The sequence below is a fragment of the Acetobacter fabarum genome (genome assembly GCF_011516925.1).
GTDB classification, from domain to species: domain Bacteria; phylum Pseudomonadota; class Alphaproteobacteria; order Acetobacterales; family Acetobacteraceae; genus Acetobacter; species Acetobacter fabarum.
On record NZ_WOTG01000004.1, the window covers coordinates 1 to 12,822 of the forward strand.

Annotated in this window: 12 protein-coding genes and 1 pseudogene; 4 read left to right on the forward strand and 9 right to left on the reverse strand. The window is 59.0% G+C overall.

Annotation, left to right across the window (positions count from 1 at the left end; translation table 11 throughout):
* From GOB83_RS14940 to GOB83_RS06930, 4 genes and pseudogenes are all read right to left on the reverse strand, one after another.
* Positions 1–300 (reverse strand): annotated as a pseudogene (locus GOB83_RS14940) (carbohydrate porin); the annotation flags it as partial.
* 149 nt (positions 301–449) lie between these two features.
* On the reverse strand, positions 450–971 hold the full coding sequence (locus tag GOB83_RS06920; protein WP_086646170.1) for an iron transporter: 522 nt from the start codon (positions 969–971) through the stop codon (positions 450–452).
* Positions 972–1,026: 55 nt separating this feature from the next.
* Complete coding sequence (locus GOB83_RS06925) at positions 1,027–1,851, reverse strand: FTR1 family iron permease (RefSeq protein WP_086646169.1); 825 nt, start codon at positions 1,849–1,851, stop codon at positions 1,027–1,029.
* A 3-nt stretch (positions 1,852–1,854) separates the two neighbouring features.
* Positions 1,855–2,214, reverse strand: a complete 360-nt coding sequence (locus GOB83_RS06930; RefSeq protein ID WP_233129098.1) for a cupredoxin domain-containing protein — start codon at positions 2,212–2,214, stop codon at positions 1,855–1,857.
* Between the two features lie 74 nt (positions 2,215–2,288).
* Here GOB83_RS06930 and GOB83_RS06935 point away from each other — a divergent pair, with 74 nt between their 5' ends.
* Positions 2,289–2,819: a hypothetical protein gene (locus GOB83_RS06935; protein ID WP_086646167.1), complete on the forward strand. Its 531-nt coding sequence runs from the start codon at positions 2,289–2,291 to the stop codon at positions 2,817–2,819.
* 83 nt (positions 2,820–2,902) lie between these two features.
* On the opposite strand, the gene thiC is transcribed toward GOB83_RS06935, so the two are convergent.
* Entirely contained in the window at positions 2,903–4,765 is a 1,863-nt protein-coding gene (gene thiC / locus GOB83_RS06940) for a phosphomethylpyrimidine synthase ThiC (RefSeq protein ID WP_086646166.1), read from the reverse strand.
* Positions 4,766–5,244: 479 nt separating this feature from the next.
* Here thiC and GOB83_RS06945 point away from each other — a divergent pair, with 479 nt between their 5' ends.
* The gene (locus GOB83_RS06945; RefSeq protein ID WP_165925644.1) at positions 5,245–6,747 is read left to right on the forward strand and encodes a sugar porter family MFS transporter; all 1,503 of its coding nucleotides are present in this window, start codon (positions 5,245–5,247) and stop codon (positions 6,745–6,747) included.
* A 108-nt stretch (positions 6,748–6,855) separates the two neighbouring features.
* Here GOB83_RS06945 and accC read toward each other — a convergent pair whose 3' ends face one another.
* The 3 genes from accC to aroQ are packed head-to-tail and all read right to left on the reverse strand — an operon-like array spanning position 6,856 to position 9,112.
* Complete coding sequence (gene accC, locus GOB83_RS06950) at positions 6,856–8,199, reverse strand: acetyl-CoA carboxylase biotin carboxylase subunit (RefSeq protein WP_165925645.1); 1,344 nt, start codon at positions 8,197–8,199, stop codon at positions 6,856–6,858.
* Positions 8,199–8,660 (reverse strand): acetyl-CoA carboxylase biotin carboxyl carrier protein, encoded by a 462-nt coding sequence (locus tag GOB83_RS06955; protein WP_086646163.1) that lies wholly within the window; start codon positions 8,658–8,660, stop codon positions 8,199–8,201. Before GOB83_RS06955 ends, accC begins: the two co-directional genes overlap by 1 nt.
* Positions 8,657–9,112, reverse strand: coding sequence for a type II 3-dehydroquinate dehydratase (gene aroQ, locus GOB83_RS06960; protein ID WP_086646162.1), 456 nt, complete (start codon positions 9,110–9,112; stop codon positions 8,657–8,659). Before aroQ ends, GOB83_RS06955 begins: the two co-directional genes overlap by 4 nt.
* A 244-nt stretch (positions 9,113–9,356) precedes the next feature.
* Here aroQ and GOB83_RS06965 point away from each other — a divergent pair, with 244 nt between their 5' ends.
* Positions 9,357–9,959 (forward strand): septal ring lytic transglycosylase RlpA family protein, encoded by a 603-nt coding sequence (locus GOB83_RS06965; protein ID WP_165925646.1) that lies wholly within the window; start codon positions 9,357–9,359, stop codon positions 9,957–9,959.
* 46 nt (positions 9,960–10,005) lie between these two features.
* On the opposite strand, the gene GOB83_RS06970 is transcribed toward GOB83_RS06965, so the two are convergent.
* Positions 10,006–11,043, reverse strand: a complete 1,038-nt coding sequence (locus GOB83_RS06970) for a YihY/virulence factor BrkB family protein (protein ID WP_086646160.1) — start codon at positions 11,041–11,043, stop codon at positions 10,006–10,008.
* A gap of 454 nt (positions 11,044–11,497) precedes the next feature.
* Here GOB83_RS06970 and GOB83_RS06975 point away from each other — a divergent pair, with 454 nt between their 5' ends.
* Positions 11,498–12,628 (forward strand): type III PLP-dependent enzyme, encoded by a 1,131-nt coding sequence (locus GOB83_RS06975; RefSeq protein ID WP_086646159.1) that lies wholly within the window; start codon positions 11,498–11,500, stop codon positions 12,626–12,628.
* Positions 12,629–12,822: the final 194 nt, after the last annotated feature.

Sequence of the window (12,822 nt, forward strand, 5' to 3'; positions counted from 1 at the left end):
CATATTGCCCAGCAGGTGGTCGCTCAGGTCGGGGTGGTCTTCATCATTCTTGGAGGCAGCCGCTTCTGCCGCGCGCATGCTGTCACGCACCGTGGCAGGGTCAACCTCGGACACCAGAGGGCCGGAATTGCCCAGACGCCGGCGGTCCTGCTCCAGCTGCGTCTCCGCATTCTGCGCAAACGCGGCCGTGCTGGAGAGTAGGGATAAAGCGAGTGATACAAAAACAGTTTTTGAAAATGCTCTGCTTTTGTGCCCGCTACCCGGTGGGGTACGGCGCGGCGCCAGACAGGAGGTTGACATTGGGTTGCATCCTATATGCGAATAATTATCAAAAACACTAATATGGGAATGGGGGATAAGTTAAATATGTTTTAATTGCAACCCTGCAATACAAAAAAGGGCAGGGATTTGGCACAATCCCTGCCCTTTTCACCAGAAATCAGAAAAGATTACTTCTGGGGGTAGTTAAACGTAAAGGTTTCGGTAAACGGTGCCCAAAAGCCCGGTGTACCGGTTTCCTTGTCTGTATGGTGCAGGAAGCCGTTGGTTTCGGGCGAGCTGTAGCGGAACACAACCGTATAGGTGCCCGGGCCATCCATTTTGACATTGTTGGCGTAGTGCGCACCATCTTTTGCAGTCATGGCGTGCAGAATGCCTTCATTTTTCCAGTTGGACCCTTTTTTGGTCAGCGTGTAGTCCACGCCAATGTAGGGGATCCATGCACCATCGGCAAAACCCCAGGGGTTATCAGCAGTTGCATGCACATCGGTTTCCAGATGGATGGTGTCTGCACCCATGGCCATGTCTTTGGGCATGGGAGCCATTTCCACACCAATCAGGTAGTTGGCGGCAATTTCCATATCATGGGCCTGCACGGGGCCACCAACGGGGTATTCACGTGCCATGGCCGGTGCGGCATAGGCGGCGGAAATGGCGGTCAGAACGGAAAAAGCTTTGATACAACGCTTCATTTCAGGTCTCTATGATCAGAAGTGCCTCAAGGCACAGGGTTGAAAAAGTGGGGTTTTATGGTGAGGGGGAGGGGTGTGGGCGGGTGCGCACAAAGCGTTCTGTTACCAGCAGGCATACAAGGGTCAGACCCCAGACCAGAATCTGGATCCCTGTTGGCCTGTCGGTGTAACCGGCAAGGGCTTTGGCCGTGCGGCCAGCAAGGCTGCCATCGGACAACAGCCAGGATGTATCCCAGATGTCGTAACCCAGTGCCGGAATCAGGTCATCCGATGCGAGCAGGGCCGCGGCCTGAGAGGCCATGCCAGCCGCCAGCAGGGAGACCAGAATATTGGTAACGGCAAAAAGATGCCGCAAGGGAATAATGATCAGCCCGCGATACAGGGCGTAAGACAGGGCAGCACCACCCAGAACGCCCAGCAGGCCACCGCTGAGCAGGGAAAACGCGCCAACATGGGTGGATACGGCAATACCGTACAGGAACAGGACAACTTCCATCCCCTCGCGCAGCACGGCTACGGCGACCACGGTTGCCATGGCCCCAAGGGAACGGCTGCCGGAGGAGACGGCAGCACCCATCTGCTGCATTTGCTGTGCGAGCTCGCGCCCGTGCTTGGCCATCCAGATGACATGCCAGGAGAGCATGAGCACGGCCAGGCACAGAATGGCGGCGGAAAAAATGTCCTGCCCGTTGCCTGAAAATGCGGTGGAGAGCGCACCGGCAAAGGCTGCGGCAATGGCGGCGCCGGCTACACCTGCGGCCACACCGCCAGCCACCCACCAGCCGCGCCCGGCAATGCCCCGCGTTGCCGCAAGAACAATGCCAACAACCAGACCGGCTTCTATAACTTCACGGAAAACAATGATCAGACTGCCAAGCATGGTTTACGGCTTTGCTTCTGCTGTGACTGTTCCCTTGGCCTGATCGGGGTGATAGTCATCAAAAAAGGTATATTGTCCGGGGTGCAGGGGGCCTGCATGGACACGAATTTTTGAGCCGGGGACAATAATTTTTTCAAACTTCATGTCATAGCTCTCAAGCTCGTCTGTCGTGCTGTCCTGGTTTTCCAGTTCAATGATAAACCGTTCACCAGCAGGCACGCTCAGATGATCAGGTTCAAAATGATGATCTTTGAGTGTAAGGTGGAAAACGGTTTGCGCCTGAGCCTGTACGGGAGGAAAAAGATACATCCCGGTTAAAAGGGGGAGGGCCGCAAAAAGCCGTTTCATTTTCTGATTCTCCACTTGTCTTGACTGTTTGGGTTAGTGAGAATCATTATTAAAGTCAATGTTTATACCGATCGGTGAATTGTAAGCTCATGTCGAATCATCCTCTGGCTTTTATGCGTCTGCCAACCGACCTGCTTATGGCGCTCGATAGCCGGACGTTCCATTTCTGGTTCCAGCCGGTGCATTATCTGGTCAGAATGCTGCATATTCTGAGCATGGCCGGGTTTTTTGGCATGGAGTTGCTGTTCGCGCTTGCTGTTGTCCAGCAGATGGACAGGGATGCACTGGTCAGGCTTTCGCGCTTTATGCTGCGTCCTTTGCATATTAGCTATGCCATAGCCATGCTCACGGGCTTTGCCCTGTTTTTTTACGATCCGGTGCATATTGGCGCACGCGCCTATATTACGCCCAAGCTTTTGGCGCTGGTTGTGTCTGGGCTGCTGGAGTGGTACGGCCATAAGGCCCTGTACTGGCCGATCATGAAGGGGCGGGACGAAAAAGTTTCCTTGTGGTGCAAGGTGTTTTGCTTTTCCGCCTGTCTGGTCTGGGTGGTGGTGATCGTGTTCTCGTGCCTCAATACAGAGAGCGCACCCAAGGTATTCCTGCGGCATTATTTTTAACGGGTGCGGTTAAAAAATATGGAGAACAGGCAAGCCTATTCTCCATATTTATAAATATTCAGGCAGTTATACGCCGGTATTCATTATTCGGCGGCAACATACACCTTGCCGCCCGCCTGCCGGAACTCCTCATTCTTCTGTTCAATGCCCGCAAGGCGCGCGGCATCTTCCTTCAGGTCCTGGCTGATCCGCATGGAGCAGAACTTGGGGCCGCACATGGAGCAGAAATGCGCCGTCTTGTGCGCATCGCGCGGCATGGTTTCATCATGGTACGCGCAGGCCGTATCGGGGTCGAGCGAGAGGTTGAACTGGTCCTCCCAGCGGAAGGAAAAGCGTGCGCGGCTCAGGGCATCATCCCGCAGCTTGGCTCCCGGGTGCCCTTTGGCCAGATCAGCCGCATGGGCGGCAATGCGGTAGGTGATCACCCCGGTTTTAACATCATTCCGGTCAGGCAGGCCCAGATGCTCCTTGGGGGTGACGTAACAGAGCATGGAGGTGCCAAACCAGCCGATCATGGCAGCCCCAATGGCCGAGGTAATGTGGTCGTAACCGGGGGCAATGTCCGTTGTTAACGGGCCAAGCGTGTAGAACGGGGCCTCGTCACATTCGCGCAGCTGCTTGTCCATGTTCTCCTTGATCTTGTGCATGGGCACATGGCCCGGCCCTTCGATCATGACCTGGCAGCCTTTGGCCCATGCAATCTTGGTCAGTTCGCCCAGTGTTTCCAGCTCGGCAAACTGTGCGGCGTCGTTGGCATCGGCAATGCTGCCCGGACGCAGGCCATCACCGAGCGAGAAGGACACGTCATACGCACGCATGATGTCGCAGATGTCTTCAAAATGTTCGTACAGAAAGCTCTCGCGGTGGCCGTTCAGGCACCAGCTCGCCATGATGGACCCGCCGCGTGAGACAATGCCCGTTACGCGGTTGGCGGTCAGCGGCACATGTTGCAGGCGCACACCGGCATGAATGGTAAAGTAGTCCACGCCCTGTTCGGCCTGCTCGATCAGCGTATCGCGGAAGACCTCCCAGTTCAGTTTGCTGACATCCCCGCCCACTTTTTCCAGCGCCTGATACAGCGGCACCGTGCCAATGGGGGTGGGGGCGTTACGCAGGATCCAGTCGCGGATGTTGTGAATATTGCGGCCCGTGGACAGGTCCATGACCGTATCGGCACCCCAGCGGATGGACCAGACCAGTTTTTCCACTTCATCTGCCGCGGAGGAGGTAATGGCCGAATTGCCGATATTGGCGTTGACCTTGACCAGAAAGTTGCGCCCGATCACGACCGGCTCAAGCTCGGGGTGGTTGATGTTGGCCGGAATAATGGCGCGGCCACGTGCAATTTCTTCCCGCACGAATTCAGGGGTCACAAACTCGGGCAGGGCGGCGTTAAAGGAGTTGCCGTCCTTGAGTTGTGCAGCCGCTTCGTCCAGCGCCTTCTGGCGGCCCAGATTTTCGCGGTGTGCCACGTAGATCATTTCCTCGGTAATGATCCCGGCTTTGGCGAATTCATACTGGGTAACGGGTTTGCCTTCAGCACCCTTGAGCACTGTGTGCGGGGCCGGGCAGGGCTGGACCAGATAGCTGCCCTCGGCCCCGCCGTTGTCTTCCGGGCGGATGCTGCGCGGGGTTGTGGCGGTCAGGCTACGTTTGGCAAGCCATGCGCTGCGCAGCTTGGGCAGGCCCGTGCGCACATCAATTTTGGCGGTGTGGTCCGTGTAGGGGCCGGACGTATCGTACACCCGCAGGGGCGGCTCGTTGGCAGCCGGGTCGAGTGCGATTTCACGGAACGGCACGCGGATGTCGGGGTGCCCGTCGGGGCTGGAATACACCTTGCGTGACCCGCGGATAGGGCCAGTGGTGACCTGCCCGGGGGCCGGAGCAGCCGTGTTGGCCGGTTTGGGGTTGCCGCCCTGTGTGGGCTGTGTGGTGGTGGCAGACATGCTTCAAAGTCTCCTCAGGCGCGAGGAGGACAGGCCCGTCAATAAGGAGCGCGACCACTGCTGGCAACGCCACGCACAGGTTGGCGGGGCGTTTGTTCCTTAACAGGCACCAGTCCCTCCGCCGGTATGAGCCGGATCAGGTTCCCCGCCAGAACCCTATGTTGCTGGCGGCAGGGTCGCCACGGTGCCCTGCGATGGACGCAGTGCAAAAAGTGGCCTCTCAGTTCCTTGGCCCGGAACCCCCCTTGGTTATGTGCAAGCAGATAGCCAGAGGTGTGCCTGTGTCAAGCATTTACACCAATATGTGACCCAATGCGGGGGACAAACACGGGGAATGCATAAAAGGAATGGGGGCTGGGGCGGCTGTAAAGCGCTGCTTTTGCCACACGTTTGGCAGATGGCATGCAACATCCCAATTACTATAATAAATAGAAATTAGTAAGATATGCAAGTTTTTTCGAGTATGTCATGATTGTGTCATGCAGACAGAAAGAAATAAAACGCTTGATGCGGTAAAAAATCTCGAAATATCCCCACGTGCTCATTACGTCTTGTGGATAGCGGCATTTGTGTCTGCCATATGCGGCGGTCTTTACGGATACGACACGGGAATTATTTCCGGCGCACTTCTCCTTATTACCAAGGACTTCCACTTAACCTCCGTACAGGAAGAAATGGTAACTTCGGCCATTCTGGTCGGGGCGGTCATTGGGGCTGTTGGGGTTTCCTGGTTTTCCGAGCGGTACGGACGCCGGATTTCGGTCATGCTGGTTACGGCGGTGTTCGTGCTGGGGGCCATTGCCTGTTCCTATGCCTCAAGCGTGACCATGCTGGTGATCGACCGCGTGTTCCTTGGCTTTGCGGTCGGTGGGTCCACGCAGGTGGTGCCGACCTATATTTCGGAACTCGCCCCCGCGGCCAAGCGCGGTAATCTGGTAACCCTGTTCAACGTGGCCATCGGTATTGGCATTTTCATGGCCAACCTTGTGGGCTTTACCATGCGGGACGCATGGGGCTGGCGGCCGATGATCGCTATTGCCGCCATTCCTGCGGCTGTGGTGTTCGTGAGCATGTTCTTCCTGCCCAAAAGCCCCCGCTGGGTGGCCGAGAACGAGGGCATGGTTTCTGCTGTCAAGCAGCTTGGGCGTGTGCGTACATCGCGCAAGGTTATCCAGCGTGAGATCAGCGAAATCCGCAAGAACGTGCTGGGCATGGATGAGGATGAACGGGGCTGGAAAGGCCTGCGCCTGCCTTGGGTGCGTCCGGCACTGGTGGCGGCACTGGGTATTGCGTTCTTTACGCAGGCCGGTGGGCTGGAGATGATGATCTACTATACCCCTACCTTCCTTTCGGATGCCGGGTTTAATAGCTCATCAGCTCTGCTGACCAGCCTTGGCGTTGCCATGGTCTATCTGGTCATGACCCTGCTGGGCTGTCTGTTTGTGGACCGTATTGGCCGCCGCCGTCTGGTGCTGATCATGGGGCCGGGGTCCGTGCTCAGCCTTATCGGGCTTGGCATCATGTTTGCCCTGCACCCCGATAAGGGCAGTGTCGGGAGCTGGATGATCGTTGTATTCCTGCTGCTGTTCATGGTGTTCAACTCTGGCGGTATTCAGGTCGTGGGCTGGCTGCTTGGGGCGGAACTGTTCCCCCTGCCCATGCGCGCGGTTGCCACCAGCCTGCACGCCGCCGTGCTGTGGGGGGCCGATCTGCTGGTGACGGCAACAGCGCTCTCGCTGGTCCAGCTGGTTTCCCTTGGTGGAACCATGTGGATTTACGCCGCGGTTAATCTGGCATCGGTTGTTTTTGTTTACTTCTGCGTGCCCGAAACCAGTGGGGCCACGCTGGAGGATATTGAGATGGCCCTGCGTGATGGTGAGTTTGTGCCACGGGCCGAGAACAACTACGCCATCCCCCAGTATGAGGTGGAGGAGGAGGACGCTACTCCCGCCCCCATCCAGCAGGCCAGCAGCCCGGCCTGAAAAGTGCTTTAACCTTGCCCCCGCCATAAGCCGGTGGGGGCCTAACAAAAAAGGCCGGTCCATACTCTGGACCGGCCTTTTTGCATAAGCTGTTCAGGTTATGGCGGCTTAGTGCGTGCGCGCCATAAACTGTTCCAGCCAGTGAATGGTGTAATCCCCGCTCTGGAAACCGGGGTCTTCCAGAATGGCGCGGTGGAGCGGAATAACGGTTTTAATCCCTTCCACCACAAACTCGTCCAGTGCGCGCTGCATGCGGGCAATGGCCTGCGCACGCGTGGGGGCATGGACGATCAGCTTGGCAATCATGCTGTCATAGTACGGGGGTACGCGGTAGCCGGTATAGAGCGCGCTATCCACCCGCACACCCAGACCACCGGGGGGGTGGTACACAGCCACAGTGCCGGGGCAGGGGGCAAAGGTGGTCGGGTCTTCGGCGTTAATGCGGCATTCAATGGCATGGCCGGAGAATGTGACATCTGCCTGCGTGTAACCAAGCTTTTCGCCCGCTGCCAGGCGGATCTGCTCGCGCACCAGGTCCACATCGCACACCATTTCGGTAATGGGGTGTTCGACCTGGAGGCGGGTGTTCATTTCAATAAAGCAGAACTGCCCATCCTGGTACAGGAACTCCAGCGTGCCCGCGTTACGGTAGCCCATGCGCGAGAGCGCTTCGGTTGCCGTGCGGCCAATGGCATCACGCTGTTCGGCGGAAATGGCGGGGGAGCCTGCCTCTTCCAGCACCTTCTGGTGGCGGCGCTGGAGCGAGCAGTCACGCTCACCAAAATGGACCACGTTGCCATAGTTATCGCCCAGAATCTGGAGCTCGATATGGCGCGGGCGATCCATGTATTTTTCCATGTACACCGCGTCATTCCCGAAAGCCGCGCGGGCTTCGGTGCGGGCCATGCTCCATGCATCGGACAGTTCATCGGCGGAGTGGGCAACCTTCATGCCGCGTCCACCACCACCGGCGGCGGCCTTGATCAGCACGGGGTAGCCAACGCGGCTGGCCACTTCGTGCGCTTCATCAAGGTTGGCCAGTTCCCCGTCCGAGCCGGGGACCAGTGGCACGCCAAGAGCGAGCATGGTGGTCTTGGCGGTAATCTTGTCACCCATCATGCGGATATGTTCCGCCGTGGGGCCAATAAAGACCAGACCGTGGGCTTCCACCGTTTCGGCAAAATCCGCGTTTTCGGACAGGAAGCCGTAGCCGGGGTGAATGGCTTCCGCCCCGGTTATGGTCGCAGCGGACAGGATGGCCGCCACATTCAGGTACGAATCGCGCGAGGAGGCGGGGCCAATGCACACAGCCTCATCCGCCAGACGCACATGCATGGCATCGGCATCAGCGGTGGAGTGGACCGCCACGGTTTTGATCCCGAGTTCCCGGCAGGCGCGCAGGATACGCAGGGCGATCTCGCCACGGTTGGCGATAAGGATCTTGGAGAACATTACTCGATAATGGCGAGTGGCTGGCCAAATTCGACCGGGTCGCCCGAAGCAACCAGAATGGCCTTGAGCGTGCCGCCCTTGGGAGCCTTGATCTGGTTGAAGGTCTTCATCGCTTCAATCAGCATCAGGGTCTGCCCTGCGGTCACGATCTGCCCTTCGCTTGCAAACGGGGGGGAGGAGGGGTCGGGCGTCAGGTAGGCCACGCCCACCATGGGGCTGGGCACCGCACCGGGATGGCGGGAAAGGTCAGCCGGGGCGGCACTTTCAACCACTGCGGGGGCTGCGGCCACGGGGGCTACAGGGGCCACCGGCGCGGGGGCTGCTGCCTGCACGGTTGCGGGGGCACGGGCCACGCGAATGCGGCGGTCTTTTTCAGACACCTCAATTTCGGTCAGTCCGGTTTCAGTCAGAATTTCGGCCAGAGCCCGAATGGCATCCGCGTCCACGAGCAGTCCGCTCATTGGTCATCCTCATCCAGAATAAGATCAGTCATTGCCTGCAAGGCCAGAGAATACCCGCCAACACCCAGCCCGCAGATAACGCCGCTGGCGGCGCGCGAAACGTAGGAGTGGTGGCGGAATGGCTCGCGGCGGTGAATGTTGGAGATATGGACCTCAATTACCGGCAGGTCCGTAGCCAGCAGTGCATCCAGCAGGGCGATGGAAGTATGGGTATAACCTGCGGGATTGATAATAATGCCTTTGGCCCGCCTGCGGCACTCCTGCACCCAGGAGATCAGCTCGCCTTCAATGTTGGTCTGGCGGAAGTCTATGGCCAGTCCCAGCTTTTCGGCGGTCTGTAGGCACAGCTGTTCCACGTCGTCCAGCGTTGCCCGCCCGTACACTTCGGGCTGGCGCTGGCCAAGCATGTTCAGGTTGGGGCCGTTCAGCACAGCAATGAGAGGTCTTTCCATGACAGACGGGGCCGTAGCACGATGCGCCCGCGTATCCAAGAGAAAGCGGCACGAAAAGTGGTCCCATACCCCCCGACCCTACATTTTGCCTTGGCTGCAGGGGGGCAGGGTGCGTCATATTTTTGCCACGCGGGCGGGCAATACAGGGTGGGCTACCCATAGTGGTGGTTGAAAAAGGTTGCCTTTGGGCTGCTAAAGCGCCCATTAGGGAATGGTCTATCACGGAAACGGAGTTAACAGGCGGATGTCAGCCCTGCGCCGGGCACTTCTTGGAAGTGTGTTTGTCACAACCTCTCTGTTCGCGCTCCCCGCAGCCCACGCGGCCACGGCGGAAGCACCAAGCGGCACTGCATGGGCCGAGTCCGTGCATAAGGCCCTTGCCGCGCGCGATGCGCAGGACGTGACCGATACTGACTCTGCCTCGGGCCACAAGGTTTCCCAAAAAGGGATGGCAAGCTGGTATGGCGCACGCCAGCACCTGCGGCGCACGTCCTCTGGCACAAGGTTTGACAAGAACCGCCTGACCGCCGCCCACCCCACAGCCCCCCTTGGCAGCAAGCTGCTTGTGACATCGGAAGAGACCGGCCGCTCTGTTGTGGTCACGGTCAATGACCGCGGGCCTTACAGCCACGGGCGGATTATTGATCTTTCGCAGGCCGCTGCCGCGCAGATTGGCATGCTGAACTCTGGCGTGGCGCATGTGAGTGTGCAGGCCGCAACGCCTGAAGAAGTGGCCGCCGCCCCCGAAGTGGGCACAGCCCCTGCCCTGAGCGCACCACCCAAGCCGCAGTCTGGCAAACGTGGGCGTCCGCTGCACCTCCAGCGCAAGCGCTTTGGTCACCCGTAAATAACAAGCACTTTATTGTCTCGCTCGGGCCGGGCGCGCAGCCTGTTTACAGGTCTGCGCGTGGTGCCTGCGGGCAGTCCGTGGGGGTTGCGGGTTTGCTGGCCAGCATGGAATCGGTTTCAGGCGGGTGAATAAGCCCTAGGGCATAGCCTTCCATCTGGGCGTTCAGTTCCGCCCCCATCAGCACCACCCATGCGGTGACAAAAAACCACATCATGATGGCAATAAACGCGCCCAGTGGCCCGTAAGTCGCGTTGTAGCTGGCCAGATGCGCCACGTAGTATGAGAACCCGAGCGAAGCCATGATCCACGTAATGGTGGAGGCCAGCGCACCGGGCAGCACCCAGCGCCATTGCGTATGCCGCTTGCGGTCCGGCCCAAAGCGGTACAGGGCCGACAGGGCCAGTGTTTCAAACGTAAACATGACCACCGGCCCGCTCCACCGTGCCAGAAACTCAATGGAACCGGGCGGGGTGGGAATATGCAGGATGGCGGGCAGCGTTAAAAACAGCGGCATGGCCACCAGCAGGGCCAGTGTGAGCACAGCCCCCAGAATACCAGACAGGGTCATGGCAAAGGCGGTGGCCTGAAAAACCAGAAAATTCCGGTTCTCACGCGTGTTGTAGGCAATGTTTAAGGCCGACAGAATGGAGCGCGTGGCAGCCGAGGCAGACCACAACGCAACCGAGAGCGAGATGATCAGGTTTACGGTCAGGGAGGACGGGGGCTCGGCCACCAGTGTCTGCACCCGGTCATAGAGCAGGTTGAAGGCGCTGGGGGGCAGCAGGTTGCGCAGAATATCCATCTGCGGGGCCACGGTCTGCACGTCAAACACCAGCCCGTAAATGGAGATCATGGCGCTAATGGCGGGGAACAGCGAGAGGGTGGTATAGAATGCACACCCCGCAGCCACCAGCGTGGTCGGCCCGAACACAAGGTTCTTGAACGTGTTGGAGACAATGGTCCGCCAGTCTTTGCGGCACATGGCCCACGGGCTGGCAAAACGCAGCTTGGCGACCTGCACGGGAGCACTCCCGGTACGGTGGGGGAGCGGGGAACGGTCCGACTGCCAGAGAGCCTGCATGAATCCAGAAAAATCCTTGATCTGTGGTCCGGCCCGATTGCGGTATCGGGCGCTCCACGTGCGCACCATGGATTCGGCCAGCGGGGGGCCGGTTGTGGAGCCTGGTAAGGTTTACTTCACAATGGGGCGCACAAAGACTTTGCATGAAAAAAGCAGCGGAAAAGCGTGAAGCAACCGTAATGTTTCCAAGTCTTATCGGGGGTTGGGGGGAGATGCCAAGTTTTTTTGTTTTATCTGGATTTTTTACTTGCGCTTGTGTCGGTTTGGCCGCATATGCACGCCCCTACGCAGCAACGCACGTGCCACTGGCCCTCTGAGGTTACGCAACGACGTCAAGCGTTCTGGCTAATCGGGACCTCTTTGCAGGTCTGCCTTTCGCTGGTCCGTTAGACCGTTTCGCAACGTCCTTCCCCGCTGTACAGGCGGGGGAGCCTGATACTGGGGGAGTGGGGACATGAATCCCAAAATCACCCGTTTTCTTGCCGAGCAAAAACCGGCAACGCCCTGCCTTGTCGTCGATGTTGACCAGGTGGAAGCCCGTTATCGCGCACTGGGCAAGGCCCTGCCGCTCGCGCGCATTTACTATGCCGTCAAGGCCAACCCGGCCATGCCTATCCTGACCCGTCTGGTCGGGCTTGGCTCCTGCTTTGATGCCGCATCCTGGGAGGAAGTCTCCCTCTGCCTGGAGGCAGGGGCGGACCCCGAAGCCATTTCCTTTGGCAACACGGTTAAAAAAGTGTCGGCCATTCAGGCAGCCTACAAGGCTGGCGTGCGTATGTTCGTGTTCGACTGCCGCGAAGAGCTGGAAAAAATTGCCCAGCACGCACCGGGCAGCCGCGTGTACTGCCGCCTGCTGGTGGATAATTACGATGCGGAATGGCCGCTCTCACGCAAGTTTGGCACCACGGTCGAATCCGCCCGGGACCTGATGCTTGAAGCCCGCAAGCTGGGGCTGGACCCGTATGGTCTGTCCTTCCATGTCGGGTCGCAGCAGCTTTCGGCCGAGGCTTACGAAGCCGCCATTGCCCGCGTGGCCAGCCTGTTTACGGACCTGAGCGATGCCGGGCTGGACCTGCGCATGATCAACCTCGGCGGGGGCTTCCCCATCCGTTACCGTGAGGATGTGCCCGAGATCGACCATTTTGCCGGGGCGATCTGCCGCGCCATGACCGAGCATTTTGGCAATGCGTTGCCCGAAATGCTGGTTGAGCCGGGCCGCTTTATTGTGGGCGAAGCAGGCGTTGTGCATACCGAGGTGGTGCTGGTGAGCGCACGCGGTCGGCAGGACGGGCCACGCTGGGTGTACCTGGACATCGGGCGCTTTGGTGGTCTGGCGGAAACGGAAGGCGAATCCATTCGCTACGCTATTCGCACCGCGCGCGATGGTTCCCCCACGGGGCCGGTGGCGCTGGCGGGGCCAACCTGCGACGGGGCGGATATTCTGTACGAAAAAAGCCACTACGACCTGCCGCTGGACCTGTGCTCGGGCGAACTGATCGACCTGCTGGGGACGGGGGCTTATGTTTCCACCTATTGCTCCACCCGCTTTAATGGCTTTGCTCCCCTGAGCGAGTACTACATCTGAGCGCACGCCTTACGGGGTGTTTGCAAGCGGTTTTCCCCTTCCTCCGCCGGGCTGTGCAGGCCCGGTGGGAGGAGGGGTTTTTCTTTTATGCCGACCCCCTGCCGTAAAGACAGCCCTGTATTGTGCGTGCAGCCCTTTGCAGACGCCCCGATGCGCTTAAACATTGCCCCAGATACAGGCCCATGATCAGGGGT